General features: G+C 48.2%; 21 protein-coding genes. 6 read left to right on the top strand and 15 right to left on the bottom strand.

Going from position 1 to position 23,387, the window contains the following annotated elements; all coding sequences use genetic code 11:
• Positions 1-22 precede the first annotated feature (22 nt).
• Positions 23-1,015: a LacI family DNA-binding transcriptional regulator gene (locus K8U60_RS07320; protein ID WP_223636480.1), complete on the bottom strand. Its 993-nt coding sequence runs from the start codon at positions 1,013-1,015 to the stop codon at positions 23-25.
• Between the two features lie 289 nt (positions 1,016-1,304).
• Between K8U60_RS07320 and K8U60_RS07315 the strand changes: the two genes are divergently transcribed.
• From K8U60_RS07315 to K8U60_RS07305, 3 genes are all read left to right on the top strand, one after another.
• Positions 1,305-2,123, top strand: coding sequence for an alpha/beta fold hydrolase (locus K8U60_RS07315; RefSeq protein WP_223636477.1), 819 nt, complete (start codon positions 1,305-1,307; stop codon positions 2,121-2,123).
• Positions 2,124-2,622: 499 nt separating this feature from the next.
• Positions 2,623-3,957, top strand: coding sequence for a hypothetical protein (locus K8U60_RS07310; protein ID WP_223636474.1), 1,335 nt, complete (start codon positions 2,623-2,625; stop codon positions 3,955-3,957).
• A gap of 57 nt (positions 3,958-4,014) precedes the next feature.
• Entirely contained in the window at positions 4,015-4,989 is a 975-nt protein-coding gene (locus K8U60_RS07305; protein ID WP_223636471.1) for a class F sortase, read from the top strand.
• A gap of 68 nt (positions 4,990-5,057) precedes the next feature.
• Here K8U60_RS07305 and nasC read toward each other — a convergent pair whose 3' ends face one another.
• From nasC to K8U60_RS19040, 3 genes are read right to left on the bottom strand one after another with little or no spacing between them, the layout of a single operon-like run.
• The gene (nasC, locus tag K8U60_RS07300) at positions 5,058-7,157 is read right to left on the bottom strand and encodes an assimilatory nitrate reductase catalytic subunit NasC (protein WP_223636468.1); all 2,100 of its coding nucleotides are present in this window, start codon (positions 7,155-7,157) and stop codon (positions 5,058-5,060) included.
• Positions 7,158-7,179: 22 nt separating this feature from the next.
• Positions 7,180-9,453 (bottom strand): nitrite reductase large subunit NirB, encoded by a 2,274-nt coding sequence (nirB, locus tag K8U60_RS07295; protein WP_223636466.1) that lies wholly within the window; start codon positions 9,451-9,453, stop codon positions 7,180-7,182.
• Between the two features lie 22 nt (positions 9,454-9,475).
• Complete coding sequence (locus K8U60_RS19040) at positions 9,476-9,598, bottom strand: hypothetical protein (protein ID WP_263298599.1); 123 nt, start codon at positions 9,596-9,598, stop codon at positions 9,476-9,478.
• A gap of 217 nt (positions 9,599-9,815) precedes the next feature.
• Here K8U60_RS19040 and K8U60_RS07290 point away from each other — a divergent pair, with 217 nt between their 5' ends.
• The gene (locus K8U60_RS07290; protein ID WP_223636464.1) at positions 9,816-11,015 is read left to right on the top strand and encodes a nitrate/nitrite transporter; all 1,200 of its coding nucleotides are present in this window, start codon (positions 9,816-9,818) and stop codon (positions 11,013-11,015) included.
• Positions 11,016-11,109: 94 nt separating this feature from the next.
• Here K8U60_RS07290 and K8U60_RS07285 read toward each other — a convergent pair whose 3' ends face one another.
• From K8U60_RS07285 to K8U60_RS07275, 3 genes are read right to left on the bottom strand one after another with little or no spacing between them, the layout of a single operon-like run.
• On the bottom strand, positions 11,110-11,595 hold the full coding sequence (locus K8U60_RS07285; RefSeq protein WP_223636461.1) for a methylated-DNA--[protein]-cysteine S-methyltransferase: 486 nt from the start codon (positions 11,593-11,595) through the stop codon (positions 11,110-11,112).
• Entirely contained in the window at positions 11,592-12,488 is an 897-nt protein-coding gene (locus tag K8U60_RS07280; RefSeq protein ID WP_223636459.1) for a DNA-3-methyladenine glycosylase family protein, read from the bottom strand. Before K8U60_RS07280 ends, K8U60_RS07285 begins: the two co-directional genes overlap by 4 nt.
• Positions 12,485-13,054, bottom strand: coding sequence for a bifunctional transcriptional activator/DNA repair enzyme AdaA (locus tag K8U60_RS07275; RefSeq protein WP_223636819.1), 570 nt, complete (start codon positions 13,052-13,054; stop codon positions 12,485-12,487). Before K8U60_RS07275 ends, K8U60_RS07280 begins: the two co-directional genes overlap by 4 nt.
• Positions 13,055-13,308: 254 nt before the next feature.
• Between K8U60_RS07275 and K8U60_RS07270 the strand changes: the two genes are divergently transcribed.
• A complete protein-coding gene (locus tag K8U60_RS07270; RefSeq protein WP_223636456.1) occupies positions 13,309-13,665 on the top strand; it encodes a hypothetical protein in 357 nt (118 codons plus the stop codon).
• Between the two features lie 86 nt (positions 13,666-13,751).
• Here the strand turns inward: K8U60_RS07270 and K8U60_RS07265 are convergent, their stop codons facing one another.
• Positions 13,752-14,639, bottom strand: coding sequence for a fumarylacetoacetate hydrolase family protein (locus K8U60_RS07265; protein WP_223636453.1), 888 nt, complete (start codon positions 14,637-14,639; stop codon positions 13,752-13,754).
• 260 nt (positions 14,640-14,899) lie between these two features.
• On the opposite strand from K8U60_RS07265, the gene K8U60_RS07260 reads away from it, so the two are divergent.
• Positions 14,900-15,859, top strand: a complete 960-nt coding sequence (locus tag K8U60_RS07260; protein ID WP_223636450.1) for a sugar-binding transcriptional regulator — start codon at positions 14,900-14,902, stop codon at positions 15,857-15,859.
• Between the two features lie 507 nt (positions 15,860-16,366).
• Here K8U60_RS07260 and lpdA read toward each other — a convergent pair.
• The 7 genes from lpdA to K8U60_RS07225 all read right to left on the bottom strand — a co-directional run bounded on the left by lpdA (position 16,367) and on the right by K8U60_RS07225 (position 23,357).
• A complete protein-coding gene (lpdA, locus tag K8U60_RS07255) occupies positions 16,367-17,749 on the bottom strand; it encodes a dihydrolipoyl dehydrogenase (RefSeq protein WP_223636447.1) in 1,383 nt (460 codons plus the stop codon).
• 13 nt (positions 17,750-17,762) lie between these two features.
• Positions 17,763-19,100 (bottom strand): dihydrolipoamide acetyltransferase family protein, encoded by a 1,338-nt coding sequence (locus tag K8U60_RS07250; protein ID WP_223636443.1) that lies wholly within the window; start codon positions 19,098-19,100, stop codon positions 17,763-17,765.
• A 13-nt stretch (positions 19,101-19,113) separates the two neighbouring features.
• Entirely contained in the window at positions 19,114-20,097 is a 984-nt protein-coding gene (locus K8U60_RS07245; protein ID WP_223636440.1) for an alpha-ketoacid dehydrogenase subunit beta, read from the bottom strand.
• Between the two features lie 24 nt (positions 20,098-20,121).
• Positions 20,122-21,105, bottom strand: a complete 984-nt coding sequence (locus K8U60_RS07240) for a thiamine pyrophosphate-dependent dehydrogenase E1 component subunit alpha (RefSeq protein ID WP_223636436.1) — start codon at positions 21,103-21,105, stop codon at positions 20,122-20,124.
• Positions 21,106-21,242: 137 nt separating this feature from the next.
• The gene (locus K8U60_RS07235; RefSeq protein WP_223636434.1) at positions 21,243-21,590 is read right to left on the bottom strand and encodes a bh protein; all 348 of its coding nucleotides are present in this window, start codon (positions 21,588-21,590) and stop codon (positions 21,243-21,245) included.
• 58 nt (positions 21,591-21,648) lie between these two features.
• On the bottom strand, positions 21,649-22,974 hold the full coding sequence (locus K8U60_RS07230) for an NAD(P)H-dependent oxidoreductase (protein WP_223636432.1): 1,326 nt from the start codon (positions 22,972-22,974) through the stop codon (positions 21,649-21,651).
• Between the two features lie 17 nt (positions 22,975-22,991).
• Positions 22,992-23,357: a PTS glucitol/sorbitol transporter subunit IIA gene (locus K8U60_RS07225; RefSeq protein ID WP_223636430.1), complete on the bottom strand. Its 366-nt coding sequence runs from the start codon at positions 23,355-23,357 to the stop codon at positions 22,992-22,994.
• Between the last annotated feature and the right edge of the window lie 30 nt (positions 23,358-23,387).

Here is a 23,387-nt window from a genome sequence, read left to right as displayed (position 1 = left end):
GCCTGTTTTACCAGACTGCTTTCTAGTTCGTGCTCTTCCTTACTATTAAGTTTGCACCCAAGTACAAAGTCTTTGTGCACTTTCGCTTTTCCAGCAATTGCTCAAGCAACAACGAAATTGCATTCTTGCATACCTCTGCCATATCGATATGGAACGTGGTTAAAGGCGGCGAGATATATTTGGCAATGCTGATATTGTTGATGCTGACTACACTCACCCTTTTCGGTATCTGAATCCCGTGTTCATTTAAGGCCTGTAGACAGCCTACAGCAATCGGGTCCGCTGCGATAAAAAAGGCGGTCGGCAACTGCTCATCCAGTTCCTCGATTGCTTTGGTCATCAGGCGATAGCCATTATCCACTGAAAAGCCCCGATGACAATAAACGTAGCGATCCTGCAACAGTCCCTTTTTCTCCATGTAATCACGGAAAGTCTGTTCGCGAATGTCCATCTCGTCGCCATCTGTATTAGGGTTATGATAGGTGCCGCCTATAAATCCTATATCCCGATGGCCTTTCTCCACCAAAAAATCAATTGTTTTTCTGGTAATTTGAGCCAGATCAGGTTTTACCGAATCAAAATGTTCCGGATCAGGAGTTGAGTCGATAAAGACTCCATGAGGTGTGAGCTTTCTCAGCTGTGTAATTTCTTTGTCCGAAAACGTGCCAACTGCAATGAAACCTTCTATATTATCCGGTATCTGGCTAATGCCGCCGTCGATTTTATAGGTTGTCAATTCCACATTGGATAGTTTGGCCATCTTCTCTATTTCAATACGCATGGCTTTAAAATAAACATCTTCAAGCTCTTCTCTTTCGGTCAGCCAATACAAAAAGGCGATGTTTTTCACCAAAGACTTAACTGTCTTTTTACGGTAGTCCAGCTGTTCTGCCGCATCAAATATCTTTTCGCGTGTTTCTTCCGGGACAGACAAGCTTGGATCATTACTTAGCACACGTGAAACCGTAGAAATAGAAAATCCGGATTTTTCACCGATGTCTTTAATTGTAGCCAATCCTTCCACCTCCACTTTCATAAAATAAATAAAGTAAACTATTTTACTTAATTTTTACTTGTCTTTTCCCAAATGTCAAGAGATATCGATCTTCTCTGTAAAACTCCCGACTTTTTGCTTACTTTACGAAAGGAGCAGAGAATTTAATGGATTTACTCTCTATTATGACAGATTCCTTTTCACCTTGGGGATGACAAAAACAACCCTTTAATTCATTGCAGTTTATTTTATAACTACAAAGGGAACCTTATCACCATTACAGGTTTTTAAATTGGAGGAGGAAAAATTTTTGGGACATTATATTGAAGTAGAAGACGGCGTGAAAGTTTATGCAGAAGATATTGGGTCAGGACAGCCGGTAGTATTCATCCATGGCTGGCCATTGAACAGCAAATCGTTTGAATCGCAGGTCAGCATCCTTGCACAGCAGAATTTCCGGTTTATCGGCATCGACCTTAGAGGCTACGGGAAATCAGACAAGCCGTGGTCAGGCTATGATTACGATACGGCAGCGAGCGACGTTAAAGCGGTCATCGATCATTTGAAACTCGATAATTTCGTACTTGCCGGATTTTCCATGGGCGGACCGATTGCGATCCGCTACTTAACGAAGTTTGGCCAGCAAGGCGTAGACAAATTGCTATTGATGGGAGCTGCTGCTCCTGTGTTTACACAACGCGAGGATTTCAAGATCAACTTGAAACCTGAAGAAGTGGACGACATCATCAAACAGATCAAAGAAGATCGCCCGGCTTTCCTTTCCCAATTCGCGGATATGTTCTATGAACAGAAAAAGTCACCGGAGTTCCTTCACTGGTTCCAGACGCTCGGACTCGAAGCCGGTGCCCATTCAACCATCAACTCCGCAATTGCGTTGAGAGATGAAGACTTGCGCGGCGAATTGGCGGGCATTACAGTCCCAACAGCTATTTTCCATGGCAAAAAAGATCAAATCTGTTCATATGAACTGGGCGAAGAACTGGAGAAACAAATTCCCAACTCGGTTCTCGTTCCATTTAAGGATAGCGGACATGGGATGAATGCAGATGAACCTGAGCGCTTTAACAACGAATTGTTAAGCTTCCTTAGAAGCACTGGCGTAAAATAAAAATATCCCAGAAGATCTTCGTATTAAATGAAAAAACCGCCACCCAGGCGGTTTTTCATTTTCATTTAGATTTCATTTCTGTAAGCGGTAGTTTTCTGCTGATCAGGAGAGAAATCCACTTTCATTTCAGCTTTCCAGCTTATCGATTCCCAGGTAAATGGATATACAGTCCGAATCGTTCAAAATACAATCCATTCCACGCTAAATACTGTCCAACTCAACTTGAATACTATCCAAACGCCTCTATTTACTTGCCAACCCGAAATCCCCACAAAAAAGAGCTGAATGGAAACAGTTTGCCCCGGCAAACTGCCTTTGTCCATGAGCGAAACCCACTCACGGACAACCAACCTCTCTTTCATCTCCATATAGAAGCTTTATGAATCGATTGGGTGACACGGTTGCACAATTCTTTTATTTTCATATGAAAAGAGTGATCTAATTCCAGAACCCCTCCGTTATGTGTGTAAGAAACTTAAAAAAGAGGAGTGGTTTTATTATGAAATGGAGAAAAGTTTTAGCACCTGTACTTGGAGCCGCACTTTTGGTTCCTGGAATGGGAACAGCAGCATTCGCGGATGAACTTCCGCCAACGGAAACGACGGGCGTGGAACTTCGCGCCACACTGGATTCCTTATTGTCGGAGCATTATGCGCTGGCTGTCGATTCCATGATGAAAATCTATGATGGAGACGAAGCGGCAGAAGCATCACTCGCAGCATTGGATGCCAACGCTGCGGACATGGAGCCGGTCATCGCTTCAGTTTACGGGGAAGAAGGCGGAGCTGCTTTCGTTGAAATCTTCGATAAGCATAATATGGGCACAGACGATTACGCTGCCGCTGTTAAAGCAGGCGACGAAGCCATGCAGGAAGAAGCGTTAACAGAAATCCAGTCATTCGTTGACGACATGGGCGCATTCCTCGGCACTGCAACAGAAGGGAATCTTCCAGAAGACGGCGCAACTGCCGCTCTTCGTGAGCATGAAGATTTCGTTCAAGAAACATTTGATCTGTATGTAGAAGGTGATTACGAAGCGGCTTATACTTCTTACCTGGAAGGCTTCACGCAAATCTTCGGAGCCGGAAGCGCCATCAGTGGAGCGATTTCCGCTCAGTTCCCGGATCAGTTTTCTGATCCGAACACACCAGCCGGCGATTTCCGTTCAACAGTCAACCGCATTGCAGCCGAGCATTTCGCTTTGGCGCAACTGAGCATGACAAAAGGCTATAATGGATCTGAAGACTTTGATTTTGCAGATTGGGCACAAGACCAGAACACCGAAGAATTCCGTGCAGCACTTGCTTCTGTCTACGGTGAAGAAGCGAGCAACCAATTTGTTGAACTTTGGAACAACGAACACATTTCTGTTCAAGGCGACTTGGCTACCGCTGCAGCAGCTGACGATCAGCCAGCTGTAGAAGAAGCGACAACTACGTTGACCAGCACATTTGCAACTGACCTTGGAACATTCCTGAACAGCGCAACTGAAGACCGCATGCCTTTGGATGAAACCATTGCAGGTGTACAAGCACATGAAACTTCAGTTGTAGATACATTCCAGCAATACGGTTCAGGCGATTATGCAGCATCTTATGAAAACTACCGTGCAGGCTATGCGATCATGTTTGATATCGGTAAAGGATTGAGCGGCGCAATCGTTGATCAATTCCCGGAGAATTTCGAAAACACAGCACCTGAAAAAATGCCGGCCACAGGACTTGGCGGCACTGCTAACCAATCCAACACCATGATTCTTTGGATCACATTGAGCATGATGATTTTATTGGCAGCTGGCACTATCACGTACCGTCAAAGTAGAAACCAGCAATAATAGTTCAGGGAGGGCCACTGGCTCTCTCTGTTCCTGATTGGAAAGGAGGGAATGCAGATGAAGCAACTTGTCACCATGGGAACGGCGATTGTTTTATGCCTCGTCTTGTTCATCATATTGAAGCCTTTGGCAGCCGGTCCGACGATTGAAGAAGGAGCCGAACCGGTCGACCGGAACGAACCAACAGAACAAGCCGCAGCCGAAGAGGATATGTCCGGCAACTATGTCGACAAGATTGCGGAATTTCCGATCCTTCCGGAACAGCGGGAAAAGCTGCAAATGCTGCAGCGGGAACGCCAGGAAAGCATCAGAGGCATGGAACCTTCGCAGATTGAAGTCCCCTCGATCGGCGTCAAAGCAAACATTGAGCCGACCGGTATTCTGGATAATGGCGAAATGGGCGTGCCCGAAGACGTAGATCAGGTCGGCTGGTTTGAACCTGGCTTTAAAGCTGGCGCCAAAGGCAACGCCGTATTGGCCGGTCATGTCGACAGCTTGACCGGACCCGCAGTTTTTTATGAACTGACGGATGTAAAAGTTGGAGAAACAGTGGTTCTGACCGACGCGGACGGACGCAAGATGGTGTTTGAAGTGAAAAACCTGACCAGCTACGAAACCGATGAAGCACCGATTGAAGAGATTTTCGGCAGCTCGGACAAGCGGATGATCAATTTAATCACCTGTACCGGTGACTTCAACCGCGACATTGGATCCCATGAAGAGCGTCTGGTCGTGACCGCCGAGCTCGTTTCCGATTCAAGTGTCCAGGAAAAACAACCGGAGCCTCCGGCAAACGTCATGGCAACGGCTTTCAACATCTCCTGGCACGCGGTTCGGGATGACGCCGTCATCGGCTACCGCATCTATGAAGAAGATATCCAGACAGGCGAAATGAAGAAAATCGACACTGTTTCCTTGTTCGACAGAAAGAAAGTGGAACTCAAAACGGATGATGCCAAGCGCTATTTCGTCACTTCTGTGGATGTCGATTTGAATGAATCCGAAAAAGCGGAAGCGCAGCAAAAACAATAGTGCATACCAAAACCCAGCTAATCGAAATTAGCTGGGTTTTGCTGTTCAGATTGATGGACGGCTTTATTTTATGACGAGGCAAGCAAAGGTTCGACTGCCACCGCACAGACTTTAAAGCCCGGCATTTTAGATGCAGGTTCCAATTCATCACTCGTGAGTTTATTGATATTTTGAATGCCATCCCAATGCATCGGCACGAAAATGGTGTCTTCGCGAATCGCTGCTGTCAGCTTGCTCCGGACGATAATTTCTCCTCGCCTTGAATGCAATTTCACGAGTTCATCATCTTTGACGTTGAAGCGGCGGGCTGTTTTCGGATGGATTTCCACGAATGATTCAAATTGGCGCGCTTCAAGCGTCGGGCTTTTCAGCGTTTGAACGCCGGTCAAATAATGTCCCAGCACCCGGCCAGTGGTGAGTGACAGCGGATATCGGCTCCCTGTTTTTTCTTTCGGAAAATGATTGGCGATCGCCTTCATCTCCGCTTTCTTGTCGGGTCTTGAAAAAACCGTTTCGAACAGCCGCTCTTCACCCGGATGGTCCAGTGAAGGACAAGGCCAATAGACGCCTTCCTCTTTCCGGATCCGGTCGTATGTAATCCCGTAGTAATCAGCAAGGCCACCACGGCTCGCTACCCGCAGTTCTTCAAATATCTCTTCTGCTGTTTCGTATTGGAAGCAGCGGCCTTTGCCAAGTGCTGCTGCGATATCCGACAGAATCTCCCAATCCTGCTTCGCCATCCCCATTGCCGGCCGGGCTGCTTCACGCAATAAAACACGGCCTTCTAAATTGGTTACTGTACCCGTACTTTCCAAGTAAGAGGATGTCGGCAATATCAAATCGGCATGCTGCGCGGTTTCTGAAAACAGCATGTCGACAACCACAAGGAAATCCAGCTTGGCTATCCCTTCTTCAACAAAGTTTGCATTCGGATTGGAGACGATCGGATTGGAAGCCATCAATACAAGCGAACGAATTTCCTGCGTATGGATTTTCTCCATCATTTCATAAGCTGATACCCCTTTCCCCGGCAACTCAGCCGGGGCTATCCCCCATACTTCAGCTATGTATTTCCGGTGCTCCGGATTTTCAATCGAACGGTAACCGGGCAGCTGATCGGCCTTTTGGCCATGCTCCCGTCCTCCCTGGCCGTTTGCCTGACCGGTGACGGCACCGTATCCACTGCCCGGTTTACCGATTTTGCCGGTTGCCAGCAGCATATTGATAAAATTTCGGACCGCCAAAGAGCCATCGGTTTGCTGTTCGACGCCGCGTGCGGTGAAAATAAGCGAAGAAGCGGATTTTCCGAACTCGGTCCCCGCCAGCTCGATATCTTCTTTCGGCACACCTGTAATGTCGGCAATATAGCTTAAATCAAGTGTTTCGATATAGGTTTTCACTTCATCAAATCCAGTGGTCCGCTGCTCTAAAAAGTCTTGATCGATAAAACCTCCGTCCATAATCACTTTCAGCAAGCCATTTGCCAGTGCTGCGTCCATGCCGGGCTTAACTTTCAAATGTAAATCCGCCATTTCCGCAGTCGGAGTAAGACGCGGATCAATGACGATGATATAAGCGCCGTTGGCTTTCGCATCTGTGAAATAGGGCAGCAAAGTGGGCTGGCATTCCGCAATATTGGTGCCCGCCAGAATGATGCAGTCCGAAATCCGTATATCGGAAAGCGGCATTGTCAGGCCCCGGTCGATTCCGAAAGCCTGGTTTCCGGCTGTTGCTGCCGCCGACATGCAAAACCGGCCATTGTAATCGATATACGGCGTTTGCAAGGCGACCCGTGCAAATTTCCCAAGTAAATAAGACGATTCGTTCGTCAGCGAACCGCCTCCATAAACCCCTACGGCTTGATGGCCATATTGCTGCTGCGTAGCCGTTATTTTCTCAGCAATTAAAGCATAAGCTTCTTCCCATGATATCGGCACAAATTCGCCGCCTCTTTTCACTAACGGTTCTGAAATACGCTCATTGCTTAAGGCATGCTGATAGGCATTGACGCCTTTCACACATAAACGGCCTTCCGATGCGGCATTTTGCCTTGGCTCCACCGTGTAGCTGCGCATTCCCGCATCTACTTTTTCGGTGATTTTCATTTTGCATTGTACACTGCAAAATGGACATTGAGTTTCCATTACCGTTTCAACTGCTGTCGTCATTTTTTCACCCGCTTTTATGTTTTTAGCCACTCGCATGAGACAGAACCGCTTCTGGTTCCGGTTTTTTGCCTGCCGTTTTTTGATAGATCATTTTTTCCCGTATCGACAGAATGCCAACGCGCTTAACCCAGTCATCCAACTCTTCCAGATAAAAAGCTGTCTGCTGATACAAACTGAGCAAGGCCTCCGTCATCGCCAATGCTTCATTCGTCGTCATCGCTGTATAAAATCTTTCCGTGCCGCCATAAAGTTCCCAGCCTCCCGGCGCACCGATCAAGCTGACTTCTTCTCTCCTTGCTTTTGCCTGGTCATCAATTCCTGCTGATATGCCAATGGTGATTTCGGTCGGAAAACGATGAAGTTCCAACTCTTTTTCCAGTTGGAAGCCAAGCAAAAGCGAGTCCTGCATCGCGTTTTTTTCGTAACGGCTGCCCGAACTTGTACTGACAGCCCGCAGCCCATAGCCGTATGAATGTGCTCCGATAGCCAATTCGGCCCGGACGGCATCCAGTTCTTCTTCCGGAATTCCGTACAGCTCCATTCTTGGTCCTGCCGCCATTTTAACCAGGGGAATATTGTATTTCTCAACGATCGCAGTAAGCTTCAGGAGCTGATCGGTTGCTATCACACCTCCGTGCAGCCGCGGCGAAACCATGTATGTACCATCCGCTGTTCTTTCTTCGGTGATTTCCGGAAGTTTCGCACTGTGCACACCCATATAGTATTGAATTGCCGGGCGGCAAGTTGTACATCCATCCATTGTTGCCCAGCCAAGACGAAGCATGATCGCTTCTTGTGTCTCTTCCGGGTTCTGCTTGATTGTTTCAAGCAGCTCCGCTTGGTCTGCCGCTGTACACGTGCATATCGACTGCTTTTTGTTAATGGCCGCTCCAAAGCGTTGAACATAGTCCAAAATATCGCCAACCAGCGGACGGCATCCTCCACATGAACTTGACGCTTTCGTACACGCTTTGACGTCATCGACATTATCGAGGTCCCCATCGCATATCGCACTGGCAATCGTTCCTTTTGAGACGCCGTTACAAACACAAACCAAATCATGATCTGCCATTTCAGCTATTCGATCGTCTTTATCTGCCGCTGGTGCCGCAAACTCTTTTTCCATCTCTTCATAGCTTGCTTTTTGCTGGATCATCTTCAGTAAATCCGAACCTGTTGAGGTGTCGCCAAACATGACTGCCCCTACCACTTCCTGATTTCGGAGCACTACTTTCCTATAGGTGTTTTGAACACCGTCATACCGTTTCAATAGTACGGTTTCTTCGCTTTCCGCAAATTCGCCTGCCGAAAAAACGTCGACCCCCGATACTTTTAATTGCGTTGATAAAACGGAACCTTGATAACCTTCATGGGATTGGCCACAAAGTGCTGCTGCCAGCGCTTTGCCTTGCTCATACAAAGGCGCAACCAACCCGTAAACGGATCCACGATGCTCCACGCATTCCCCGACAGCATATATATTCGGTAAATTCGTTCTCATATAATCGTCGACCTTGATCGCTCGACCGACTTCAATATCCGTTTCTGCTGCGATTTCTATATTCGGACGGACCCCTACAGCCATAACTACTAAATCGGCTTCACGCCAACTTCCGTCTGCAAAGCGGATGCCATCTACCCGATCCTCGCCCGTGATTTCAGCCGAACTGGCCTGCAATAAAAAGTTCATCCCTTGATTTTCAAGTTCCTTGCGGAGCATCTCAGCTGCTAGCGGATCGAGCTGGCGTTCCATCAGGTGTTCAGCAATATGGACTACATCCACTTTCATGCCAAGATTCAACAAGCCACGCGCTGCTTCAAGCCCCAGCAAGCCACCGCCAATTACAATCGCCTTACTATATTTAGCGGAATATTCAATCATTTTTTCGCAATCTGATATGTCCCGGAAAGCCGTCACGCCTTCTTTCTCTGCACCTGGCAGGGGCAACATGAAAGGCACGGAACCTGTGGCGATGATCAACTCATCATAAGGTACGGTTCGATTTTTGGCTGTTGTGACATATCGATTCTTTGCACAGAGCTGGACGACCTGCTCATCCGTGTAAAGTGTTATGCCGTTGTCCTTATACCATTGCCAATCGTTTAATGTGACACTTTTTACAGTTGTATCTCCTTGCAGAACTTTAGAAAGCAATATGCGGTTGTAGTTCGGGTGCGGCTCTTTTCCGAATATCGTGATGTCAAAAGCATCAGGATTTATCTTTAAAATTTCTTCTACCGCTCGGACGCCGGCCATGCCGTTTCCTATAACAACTAATCTGCGTTTCTTCATCATCAAAATTCCCTCCCGCTCATTCCTATTTTGAAGTCGGGTTCCAATAAAGTTCGTTGCCTGTATAAGATTCATTTATTTTTTGTGCAGTTACTTTGCATGCATCGCCATGGGTCACAAAGTTTAAAAAGAAATTTACGATTCTCATCTCGAACACTCCTTTTCGTTCATGCATGCCAAATTAACCGACATCATGTTAGGTTGTTTAACATATTATAGACGTTTTTCTAAATAGTCAATAAATTTATATATTTTTTCATTATTAATGTAAGGAAACATAACATAAAGGGTGGAAATATTCTTTCTTTTCATATAGACTTGCATAATCAACAAAAAATTCTAACTATTGCTAAGGAGTGTGGCGGATGAAATTTGCGGAATTAAGAAAAAGTGGGCATGCCCCATCATTAGTGGCTTCGTTTTTGTATTTTGATATCAGCTTTATGATTTGGGTGCTGCTCGGTGCATTAGGGGTATACATAACAGAAGACTTCGGACTTTCTCCTTCTCAAAAAGGAATGATTGTAGCAATTCCGATTTTAGCCGGTTCGTTTTTCAGAATTGTTCTCGGTATCTTAACAGACCGCATCGGACCGCGCCAAACGGCTATCGGCGGCATGATCCTTACGATGATTCCGCTGTTATGGGGATTTTTGTTTGGCACTAACCTTACGGAACTTTACTTTATCGGAATTTTACTCGGAGTTGCGGGCGCAAGTTTTTCTGTAGCCTTGCCGATGGCCAGCCGCTGGTATCCCCCTCACCTGCAGGGCGTAGCGATGGGCATCGCAGGTGCGGGAAACAGCGGAACGGTTCTCGCCACATTGTTCGGGCCCCGGCTCGCTGAACATATCGGCTGGCACGGTGTCATGGGCGTGGCATTGATCCCGCTTCTAATGGTTTTTGTGGTCTATCTTCTTATAGCCAAGAACCCGCCTTCTCAGCCCGCGCCACAACCGATCATCAATTACTTTAGAGTGTTCAAACAAAAAGATACGTGGTATTTCTGCTTACTATACGGAGTAACGTTCGGTGGTTTTGTCGGACTGACAAGTTTTCTCAGCATTTTCTTTGTCGATCAATATGGGCTTTCAAGTGTACGGGCCGGCGACTTTCTGACACTTTGCGTCATTGCAGGCAGTTTGTTCCGACCGGTCGGCGGAATGATTGCCGATAAAATCGGCGGAGCCAAACTATTGAACTTCTTGTTTATCGCTGTAGCAATTACGATGTTTGGCGTCAGCACCTTGCCATCACTGGCGGTTGTAACGATATTGCTCTTCCTTTGCATGATGGCTCTCGGAATGGGGAACGGAGCCGTTTTCCAACTGGTACCTCAGCGATTCCAAAAAGAAATCGGCATGGTGACTGGTGTCGTCGGCGCAGCGGGCGGAGTCGGCGGTTTCTTTGTCCCGAATATTTTAGGAACTTTAAAACAAATGACAGGTACATACGCTTCCGGATTCATGGTTTATGCCTTCATCGGAATCGCAGCTCTGGTTATCCTGGCAATTGCTCAACTTTCATGGCGCAGAGTATATCTTGCAAAAACAGAGTCTGCTTAATTTACTTTTTGATATAGACAAGGCATTCTTGCCTCACAATTTCATGCCATTAAAAATCCAGCTAATCTAAATTAGCTGGATTTTTAATCGTTTATTATTGAGTGGCTGCCGTATTCTTTTCATGGCGCAGCAGCCATTCTTTCCGGGTCAATGTCCCGGCATAGCCGGTCAGTTTGCCGGTCGATCCGATAATCCGGTGGCAAGGCACGACAATGGTCAACTTGTTCTTGCTGTTGGCATTCCCTACCGCCCTTACGGCTTTGTCGCTGCCGATCGCTTTGGCGATCGCCCCATAGGAGACGGTTTCTGCATAGGGAACTTCGGTCAATGCGGACCATACTTTTTGCTGGAATGGAGTGCCCGTAGATGTAACAGGAAAATTGAATTCCATGCGCTGCCCTTCGAAGTATTCTTCCAGCTGCTGTTGGCAATCCACGATGACCTGCGGGCTGTCCGAGTTGATAGGAAATTCCACCTTGTCTTTTTCATTGAACAGGATCGAAAGGATCGCTTTTTCGGTTCCGATGATTTCCACGATGCCGATCGGGGATTGGAATTCCGCTTTGTGCAGTTCATTCATAATAAAGACCTCCATAGATAGAATGTGGCATAAGCCTGCCAGCCTTCCCAATTTTTCGCGAGCTCTGCAATTTCTGCCAGCGTCGGTTTCCGGTCAAGTTGCAATTGGGCTTTCAAAGCATTATGCAAGCCTACATCCGCGAGCGGAAAGGCTGATTGGCTGTGCAGGCATTTCATCATGACATAATTAGCCGACCAAGCGCCGATCCCCCGAATTGCGAGTAAAGAATGCTCCATATCGGTTTGCTGGAGAAGCCGCTCCTTCTTCAACTCACCGCTTGCCATTGCTTGCGCAATGCCCAAAATATATTCCGCTTTCCTGCCGGTCAGCTGCAATGCTTTTAAGTCCGCAACCGTCAGCTCGGCAATTGTCTCCGCACCCGGAAACGTCCAATACCGCTCACCTTCGTAAACGAGGGACTCCCCAAAGTTTTCGACAAACCTCTTCTTCAATGTGTAGGCAAAGGCCAAATTGATCTGCTGGCCCATAACTGCCCAAACCAATGCTTCAAACAAGTCCGGTACGCCAATGACACGCAAGCCATAATGTTTTTGAACCACGCTGTTCAGCACCGGATCGGTTTCCGCCATCGCGTAAAATTCCCGCAGGTCTGTTTGCAGATCAAACCAGTCCACTACAAAGACTGCAGCCATTTCTCTTTCCTGCATAGATGGCGCACCCAGTGGAAATTCGAGGCGCAAAGCTCCAGTCGACGGTCTGATATGAAACAGCACAAGCTGCCCATTGAGCTTCAGCAGTTTGGTGATTTTACCCTCACTAAGCCGGTACAGATTTTCCTTCGAAGACCGCCCCAAATGGACGAGGCATTCCGCAAAATTAAAATCAGCAGGCGTCGCTATTTCCGTATACAGTTCATCATGTATCTTTTTCACGAACTCATCGCCTCGCTTCGCTTCCGAAATTCAGTTGGCGAATATCCTTTCAGCTTGCGGAATATCCTATAGAAATTGGATGGACTTTGAAACCCTGCTTCAAAACAAATAGCGAGATTGGATAACTCGGTGTATTTCAGTAGATGAGCCGCCTTATCGACCCTGATCCTCTCCAGACAGGAACGCGGCGTTTCAGACGTTTCCTGCTTGAATACACGCTCCAGGTAAAACGGGCTCATGCCGACATGTCCAGCAATATCCGGCAGGGTTATGCTTTCCTTATAGTTAGACGTCAGGTAAGCCATCACTTTACGCGTCAGCTCTTCATCAGGTGAAAATTCCGTTTCAGGTTGGCATCTTTTACATGCCCGGAATCCATTCGACTCAGCTTCAGCCATGGTCGTATAAAATTCGACATTTCTTTTTTTAGGCTTTCGGGACCGGCAGGACGGCCTGCAGTAAATTTTGGTTGTTTTGACCGCCGTGTAAAAGAGACCATCGTACTTCCGATCGCAAGAAAGGACTTTTTCCCACATTTCATCAAAAGACAAACCTTCTTTTTCCATCATGCAGCCTCCTTCCGCTCGAATCCTATGCAAATGCTTTATTGAATTTATCGATCTGTTTGCTTCATTATATCCCAGTGCTGCGCGATCTTCAGCTTTGCGCTTCCCGCTGTTATCTCCAGTTTATAACCGAGAGCCGGAACATGCATCCTCATTCTTGCCTTTACGGTCTGAAAATTATAAGCGGAAAAATTTTAATTCCAGCCGCCTTCTCTTATAATAGGTAAGATGCCTATGAAAGAAGGAATAAGTTCATGATACAAATTTTTTGGTACATATATGCTGCACTTCTAGCTACGTCCACGATTGGTTTTTTCATTCATGGCGGCTACCGAAGCCCTGTTTTCCTGATCGACCTGGCATTTACAGTCATTGCCTGGGTAGGCCTGTTCGGGTTTGTCACCCATCACCAGATTTTCACGCCTTTTGTCTGGCAAGTGGTTCTTGCGGCTGTGGTCTTATGGGATTTGTTGTTTTTCTTTTTCATCAAGTCGCATGTCACTGTGGAAGACCCTGAAGCCGGCACTGCATCCATGACCATTATTTCCGGCGCGTTGATGCTGGTATTGCTGGGACCACTTTATTACGCTTTATTCCAATATGCCTTTTAAGATTTGACTCTGCTACATGCCAAAGACCGCTGTACTCCAATTTCAGGTTGGGAGCGCAGCGGTCTTTTTTTTTGCGGATAGACAACTTACCTACCCGGCTTCAAATCTTCCACTGGGTTCTCGAGCGGTTCGAACCCATCAATCCGGCAACTCACTACATCCCCATGCCGGATCACCACGGCTCCCGGGGTTCCGGTCGAAATGATGTCGCCTGGCAGCAAAGTCATTACCTTGGAATGGAATGAAATCAGAAACTGCGGCTGAAAGGTCATATTCGAAACCGTATTCTCCCGGTGAACTTCCCCGTTGATGACAGTCGCCACCTTCAGCTCGAGTACATCCTCCACTTCGTCCGGCGTAACCAGCTGTGGACCAAAACTGAAAAATGTATCGAAGCTTTTGGCCCGCGTCAAATAACGTGGATTTTTCTGCAGGATATCCTCTGCTGTCATATCGATAATTGTCGTATAGCCGGCTATGACACCGAGCGCCTCTTCTTCCGAAACATCCCTGCATTCTTTGCCGATGATGATGCCAAGTTCAGATTCGGCAGTGGTGCGCTCCGATTGCAACGGCACCTGAATGGTATCCCCCGGACCGATAATCGTCGTGTCAGGTTTCATAAAACTTGCCGGTTCGGTGTTGGGTGAGACTTCATGCAGGTCGGCCGCGTGCTCCACATAATTCAAACCGATTCCCCAAATTTTTCGCGGATGGCGATAAAGCGGTGCGTAGCTGACCTGATCGAACGGAATGATCAGTTCCTTAAAGGACTCCTCTTTTGTCTTTTGCTGGAATTCATCTTGAAACCAATGGTTCAACGCGTTCAATTGATCCGATTCCATCAGTTCCAATAGATTCGTTGCCCATTGCTGGTTAAACGTATCGTTCAACCGCTCAAACGGCACCACTCCGGATGCCAGTACTAAGGCAGCCATTTCTTTTTCTGATTGTTTGATTGTCGCTAAACGCAATTAATTCATTCCTCCCTCGCATTCAATTCTGCGATAAACCCAAAACTTGTGCGGCTTATGCCTATTCTTATTTTACCTTATTAATTGACGGAAAATTCTATTATTAATATAAAAAACATTCCAAGGTCGAAGGTTTTGGGAGCATTTACCTTTTGCAACGGTGTACAAAGAAAGGGGGAAATCGTATAATGGAGACATGAAAGCGGTTAACAAGCTGGACTTTACAGCCGCAAATCGGACTCTGACAAGAAGGTGCAACGATGATGAATTGGGAAGAACGCAGACAGATCGTAAAGGTCGCTAACCTCTACTATTTCGACGGTCAGACCCAGGCGCAAATCGCCAGCAAAATGGGTGTATCCCGACCGGTGATTTCAAAACTGCTGAATAAGGCAAGGGAAATGGGCATAGTGGAAATTTACATCAAAGATGAGAATGCTCATACAGTGGAATTGGAGCAGCAGCTGGAAAAAGCGTATGGCTTGAAAGAAGCTCTGGTTGTGCCTGCAGCCAATTTAGGCACCGACATGATTAAACATGCCCTTGGAAAAGCGGCGGCTTCCTATGTATCCAAAAATATCAAAGACATTAAATCACTGGGTATTTCATGGGGCAGCACCTTGTCTAAATTTGTGCAGGAATACCCGTATGAACAGCATCGCGACCTCCAAATTGTCCCGCTGGTCGGGGGAATGGGCCGGAAATTTGTAAACATCCATTCAAATCTCCTCGCTTATCAACTAGCTCAAAAGATGAACTCTTATTGTTCTTATCTGTATGCACCTGCCATGGTGGAATCTGTGGAATTGAAAGAGCGGCTGATCCAGTCGGAGGATATTGCCATGGTGCTGGAAGAAGGGCGTAATGTGGAAATGGCGGTTGTCGGACTCGGCAATCCGTTTGAAGGCTCGACTATGGTCGATATGAAGTATCTGACTACGGAAGATTTGGATTCATTGAAGAGTGCCGGGGCTGCAGGAGATATCGGTTCGCGCTTTTATGACGCGGACGGCAACCAGATCAGGCACCCGTTGAACGACTTGGTCATCGGCCTGGATTTGGAAGAATTCAAGAACATCCCGCAGGTCGTCGGCATTGTCGAAGGCGCCCATAAAGTGGAAAGCCTTAGAGCCGCGTTAAAAGGCGGTTACCTGGACGTATTGATCATCGATGACGTTACAGCAGACTTGCTGCTTCACCCTAAAAAGCCGATGGACTGAACTTGGTTACATATGTTCTAAAAAAGCCGATTGGCCTGATGCACGAAGCATCAGGCCAATCGGCTTTTCGGCTTAAGAGTAGAGTATTTCAGCTTTTGGTTATGGTTCAGACTCTGGCTGGGGCGCTTCCGCTTTTCTAGTTGTCCAGACTCCAGCGCCCAGCTCTTTGGGTCATAAGCCAACCCAGCTGCGTGGCAAAGAACGCCACACTGCCGGTCTGTCTTATGCCCGGCAGAGCTAAACGGGCGCTTCCGCTTTTCTAGTTGTCCAGACTCCAGCGCCCAGCTCTTTGGGTCATAAGCCAACCCAGCTGCGTGGCAAAGTACGCCACACTGCTGGTCTGTCTTATGCCCGGCAGAGCTAAACGGGCGCTTCCGCTTTTCTAGTTGTCCAGTTGCAAGTGCCTAGCTCTTCGGGATGTAAGCCACTCTGGCTGTGCGGCTGAAGAGATGCCGCTTCGCCAAAGCGTCTTACACTTGTCAGAGCTGAACAGGCACTTTCACTTTTCTAGTGATGCACACCCCTCCCTAACCAAGAAGCAGCGGCTTCATACAGGCTTTCGGAAACTGTCGGATGCGCATGGATCATGGTAGCCAGCTCATCGACTGTGCCTTCCAACCGCATATAGGCGGACGGTTCCGCAATCATTTCTGTCACATGAGGGCCGACCATGGAAACGCCCAGGATTTCGCCGTAGGTGGTGTCGGCAATCAATTTGGTGAAGCCTTCTTTTTCATCCAAAGTCAATGCTTTGCCGTTTCCGGCATGATCCACTTTCACCACTTTGAAAGGGATGCCTTTTTGTTCTGCTTCTTCTTCAGTCATCCCGACACTGGCAATTTCAGGGTTTGTGTAGACGCAGCGCGGCACCACATGATAATCAATTGTTTCTTCTTGTCCTGCTGCATTAGCTGCAGCCACCAAGCCTTCGGCACTCGCCACATGCGCAAGCTGCCAATTGCCGACCAGGTCGCCGGCTGCGTATATGTTCGGAAGGCTGGTGGCCATCCGCTCATCCACTTTCACGAAAGGTCCATTCATCTCCAGCTCCAGGGAATTGAATGCCGAGGTATTGGGAGACCTGCCGACCGACAACAGAATCATATCGGTCTGCAAGCTTTCTTTCTGTCCTTTTTGATTTTCGGTATGAACCAATCGGGAACTGTCTCCTCGCTCCACTGCCGTCACTTTGGTCGACGTTAAAATGGTAATGCCTTTCTTTTTCAACGATTTCGCCAAAACTTTTGCAGCTTGCGGATCTTCGCTTGGCACAATACTGCCGCTCATTTCAATGATGGTGACCGGCACGCCGATGGCAGCGAAGATGCAGGCAAATTCCACACCAATGATTCCGCCTCCAACGATGACCAGAGAGGCCGGAATTTTCGTGATGTCAAAAATCGTATCGCTGGTATGGAAATTCCCTCTCTCCAGACCTGGAATAGGCGGGACAATCGGTTTCGACCCGGTGGCTAAAATGATTTTATTAGCTTTGATCGTTTCCTGATTACCATTTAGGTCGACTTGAATGACGCCATCCGCCTGCACTTCTCCATAGCCATTCAAGACATCGATTTTTCCTTGTTTCATTAAGTAAGAGATACCGGTCCGAAGTTTTTGGATGACTTCATCTTTGCGTTTCATCATTTTGGATAAGGATACGGTGACCGGTCCTGTTTCAATGCCCCAGCTTTTGGCTTTCTCGATGCTTTCGATGACTTCGGCGTGCCGCAGCAAAGTCTTGGAAGGAATACAGCCACGGTTGAGGCATGTTCCGCCAAGTTCACGCGCTTCCACCAATGCCACTGTCCTGCCAAGCTTGGCGGCTCTGATGGCCGCCACATATCCAGCTGGTCCGCCGCCGACCACCGCCACTTCATAAGTCTTCAATAGGATCTACCCCTTACATTAATAATTCAAATGGATTTTCAAGCACTGCCTTCAAATCTGTTAAGAAGGCGGCCGCCGGTGCTCCGTCGATGACACGGTGGTCGAATGACAGCCCGACTCCCATCATAGGGCGAAGCACAATCTGGCCATTGAGACCCACGGGTTTTTCATTGATTCGTCCGATGCCAAGAATCGCCGATTCCGGCTGATTGATGACTGGGTTAAATGTATCGACTGCGTACATTCCGAGGTTGCTGATGGTGAAGGTGCCCCCTGCCATTTCGTCAGGTTTCAACTTGCTTTCTTTGGCTGCCTGCCCGGCTGTTTTGCAGGCTATTGTAAGTTCAGCCAAGCCTTTCTGGTCGGCATCTTTGATGACCGGCACCACCAGTCCATCTTGGAGTGCCACCGCCAATCCGACATTAATGGCTTTATGATGGACAATTTCATTGCCTTCCAGTGAAACATTGATGTTCGGATGCCGCATCAACGCATGGGCTGTCGCTTTTAAGATGATTTCGGTATAGCTGATCCGATAACCGGTCTGTTTTTCAATCGGCCCCAGCAATTGCTTGCGCATCGCCACCACTTCAGCCATGTCGATTTCACTATTGAGGGTGACATGCGGTGCGGTCGTTTTGCTATGAAGCATCCGGTCTGCTACAGCTTTCCGGATCCCTGCCATTTTCACCCGTTTAGCCGGTGCCGCTTGAGAAGCCGCCGGTTGCTTGGCTTGGTCTACGTCTGTCCGGTAAATCTTGCCTCGTGGACCGCTGCCGCTGACTTCCTGCAATTCCACTCCTTCCGCTTTCGCTACTTTTTCAGCAAGCGGCGTAGCACTGCTGGAAGCGGTGGCGGTGGCGGAAGCCGTGGCAAATCCTTCAACATCCGCCTGGTGAATCCGCCCTTTCGGACCTGTGCCTTCGACTTCTGCGAGGCTGAGTTCCCTTTCCCGGGCGACTCTTCTGGCAGCCGGAGTTGCCCGGACTTTTTCCGGCTGTTCAGAGGGCTGCTCCTTCGATTCGGCTTCTTCCTGTTGTTGGGGTGCTTCTGCAGAGACGGGTTTGTTGCTGACGCCGGACTCTCCAGGCGGCGATTCGGGAACTTCCTCCCCCTCTTCGCCGATATAGCCGACAACATGATTGATTGGCACTTCATCGTCTTCTTCAAAATAACGTTTCAGCAAAGTGCCTTCCTCATAGGACTCGACTTCTATATTGATTTTATCGGTCATGATTTCAAATAGCGGTTCTCCGACTTCGACCGAATCTCCTTCTTCTTTGAACCATTGAAGCAATGTGCCGACTTCCATGGTGCTGCTCAGCTTCGGCATGAAAATTTCTTTGGCCATCTGTTTCTCCTCCCTACAGGCGGTTTAGCGTTTCTTTGACGGCTGTGACGATATCAGCCACTCCTGGAACCGCCGCTTTTTCCAGCTCCGGATTATAAGGAATCGGAACCGCTTTTCCGCCAAGCCGCTTGATGGGCGCATCCAGATAATCGAAGGCTTCACTTTCTGCGATCAGGCTGGCAATTTCGCCGCCGAATCCACCGCGTTTCACGGCTTCATGGACCACGACCAGACGACCAGTCTTTTGGACGGACTGGACAATGGTATCGATGTCGAGCGGCACGAGCGTCCGTGGATCGATCACCTCGGCATGGATGCCTTCTTTTTCAAGTTCCTCAGCGGCCTCCAACGCTCGATGGACCATGATCGCCGTCGCGACGATCGTCACATCCGTCCCTTGTTTTTTGATATCAGCTTTGCCCAGCGGAATCGAATAGAGTTCTTCCGGAACATCGGATTTCGTCCGGTAGCAAAGTTTATGTTCATAGAAAATGACCGGGTTGTCGTCGTCGATCGCCGCCTTCAATAATCCTTTGGCGTCGTAAGCCGTCGAAGGCTGGACCACTTTCAGCCCAGGTATATGGGCCATCCAGGCTTCCAGACTTTGTGAATGCTGCGCTGCAGCCCCCGTACCCGAGCCGGCTGGCGTCCGGAGCACCATGGGCACTTTTCCTTTCCCTCCGTACATATAACGGATCTTCGCTGCCTGGTTGACCATGTTGTCCATTGCGATGGTCATGAAATCGGAAAACTGCAGTTCCAGGATCGGTCGCATGCCCGTCAGCGCCGCTCCAACCGCTGTTCCCGAGATGGCCGCTTCTGAAATAGGCGTATTGCGGATCCGTTCCGGACCAAACTCTTCTATCATTCCACGGGTGACACCGAATGCGCCGCCATAAACACCAATGTCTTCCCCTAGTACAAAGACATCTTCATTGTCACGCATTTCCTGGCTCATCGCTTCTCTTACTGCTTCTAAATAGGTCAGCTCTCTCATGCGTCGATTCTCCTTTACTCCGCCTTATGCGTAAATGTCTTCCATCAGAGCATCCAAAGTCGGCTCTGGACTGTTTTTTGCGAATTCCACGGATTCTTCGATTTCCTTTTTGGCTTCAGCTTTAATTTGATCGGCTTCCTGCTGTGTGAAAATCCCTTCCTCGATCAGAACTTCGGCCATCAATTTAATGGGGTCCCGAAGCTGCCATTCTTTTTCTTCCTCGCGTGTCCGGTACTTTTTGGCATCGCTCTTCGAATGTCCTTTGGAACGGTATGTTTTCGCTTCGATAATGGATGGCCCTTCTCCGTTGCGCGCCCGCTCTACGGCTTCACTGACTCCATTCATGACATCGAACACATCGTTGCCATCGACCACTTTCCCTGGAATTCCGTAGCTTGCCGCCCGTGCGGCAATATCTTCGATGTTGATCATTTCCCGAACCGGCCCCGACATGCCGTATTGATTGTTTTCGCAAATGAAGACTACCGGCAATTTCCAGATGGACGCCAGGTTGATCGCTTCGTGGAAACTGCCTTCATTCGAAGCTCCGTCCCCGAAGAAGCACAGGACGACATAGCCGGCATTTTTCATCTGTGAAGTCAGCGCAGCTCCTGCAGCAATCGCAAAGCCGCCTCCTACAATGCCGTTGGCTCCAAGGTTTCCTTTGTCGACATCTGCAATGTGCATCGATCCGCCTTTGCCTTTGCAGTAACCCGTAGTCCGGCCGAAAAGTTCAGCCATCATGCCATTTACGGTTGCCCCTTTGGCGATGCAATGCCCATGGCCGCGGTGCGTACTGGTAATCTTGTCCTGCTCTTCCAGAACAGCGATGGAACCGACGGCAGAAGCTTCTTGCCCGACGCTCAAATGAGTGGTTCCATGAATCATCCCTTTTGCGAAAAACTCGTCCACTTTTTCTTCAAAAAAACGGATCAGCCACATCTGCTTGTACAAATCCCTTAATTCCGTTTCTTTAACTTGTGGCGGCAATTTCAGTTTCTGTGTCATGTGTCTTCCTCCTTTTACATATGTTCTGTATTGTGACATATGTAAAATATAATATTTTTCGACTATTTAGTCAAGTTAACCGAAAGGGCCAACCCTCTCGAATGGTTATGGAGAAGTCTGGCCCTTGGACAGCAACATTATTTAACTCTGCTTTTTTTCTGCTTGTACTGCTTGATTATTTTCCGCGAAGCATTGACGTCCTTCAGCAGGCGATACGGCTTGCTGACCGTCCGCACAGGAAGGGAAAGCAGCAGATGGCTCAAGTCGTCTTTGTATTCCTGCGTGATCCGCGTCGGCTTCGAGGAAATCCGGTCATAGACTTCTTTATAGAACTTCTTATTGACGTCCACTTTGAGCTTCTTGGTCTTGTTGCATTGCTCACATCGGATGCTCTTTATATCATCGTTGATATAGGTGATTTCATGATTCACTTCTTCTTTGCAATGGTTGCAGAATAGAGCCGCTTCCATAGTTTTGATTTCCATGTTTGGACACCTTCTCATTCAGTTGATTGGGTTTTTCCTCTACATGAGATTGGACGGGCTAAGCTTTCACTGGAATCTCTCTTTCAGTTTCCGCTTTAAACGTGTCATCCTGCATGCGGCGCAGACGCCAAATCGTCGAATCTTTGGTTTGTTCGACATCGTCATAACTGATGATTTCGCCTTTTTTGATATCCCGCTTTAAGCGGACGTTCTTATCAACCAATCCCAGCGGCAATGCATTTTTATCCCGCGCTTCCTGCGCTGTAAGGATATGGCCATATACCGTGAACCCTCCGATGCTGTCCAGGAAATCACCTGCTGCCAGATCGATTTTCGCTACGGTCACTGTTTCGGCTTGGAGCCCATGCCAAGGCGCAATCGTCGCTTCATTGTAGATATAAGCACGCGCAATCGAAATCGGTGTTTCCAAGCTGGTCAGATGATACGGACGATAAAGCACATAATTCGGCCCATCCCCCATGCTCAAATACTTCAGCTCGTGATTCACTTCTTCTTTTTCAGAAGCGATGATGGCGAATACGCCGGGTGCAATGCCGTTGATGTATTCAACAATCCGCTTATTGTTGACTTCTCCGCCGTCTTCTTTCAATTTGAAGATTTCAGGCAAGCCTTTCACGTCGCTGACAAAGCCATGCATGCCCGGTTTATCGGGTAAAAAGCCTGTGGCATTTGCTACTGCTGTCATTTCGACCATGGTTTTCGTGCCGTCCTGGAAAGAAGCAAGCATTTTCGGACTGGCTCCTTTTCGGGCAGCCTCTTCCGCTGCTGTATCAGGATTTGCATTCAGGTTCAACGGATTATTCTTGCCTTTTCCAAGCGCTACCACTTCAAAGCCCAGTGCATCGGCGAAATCGAACAATTCCATAATGGCTCCCGGCTCATCACCCGCAGAACCCGTGTAGACCACGCCGCTGGCATCGGCCATTTTCTTCAAAATGACCCCTACCGTAACGTCAGCCTCCACGTTCAGCATAACGATATGCTTGCGGTTGAGGATGGCGTCCCAGGCAATCTTCGCTCCGATGTCCGGTACTCCCGTGGCGTCCACGACGACATCGACTTCCGGCAATGAAGTGACCAGTTGGGCATCAGTTGTCGCTACGACCTTACCTTCCTTGACGGCCGCTGCCGCTTGCTGGACGCTATTGGTTTCGACGACATCATCTGCTGAAACCCCTGATTTCACATATGCGTTGGTGACATTGCCGATTTGAATATCCGCAGTGGCAACGACGCGCATGCCCGCCATGCTTTCAATCTGCGAGATCATTCCCCGTCCCATCTGGCCGGCCCCCACTACACCAACTTTGATTATTTCACCATTGCGCTCAAGTTCTTCAAGTTTTCTATTTATCCCCAGCATGAACTAACCTCCTCTTTTTAACGCTTTACAATCCGGATCGTGGCGCCGATCTCCAATTCAGGCAACGCCTTATTTTCCACACACATCGTTCCCGGCAAGCTGGCGTCTGTTTCACCGTTGAAGGCGATGGTGCAATGGCCGATTTCTTCGAGTGTGTCATTCACCTTGCTTCCGACAAATAAAATCTCATACCGCTGTCCATTGATCTCCAACACATCGCCGGACTCGACTTTCTCAAGAAGGTCCGCCCGTTCATGGATCACACCAATCGACCTCAATGATTCAGGAACTGTGTCATTGAAAATGACCAGCATATTTTCATCTAAAAAGATTTCCACTTCTTCACCGATTTCCGTTATTTTTGCTTCATATTTTTTCGTCATGATATCCTCCACCTTATTACCTCCTTATTT

It is taken from the genome of Planococcus circulans, from assembly GCF_020023385.1.
GTDB lineage: Bacteria > Bacillota > Bacilli > Bacillales_A > Planococcaceae > Planococcus.
This window is presented reverse-complemented; position numbering and strand designations above follow the sequence as displayed.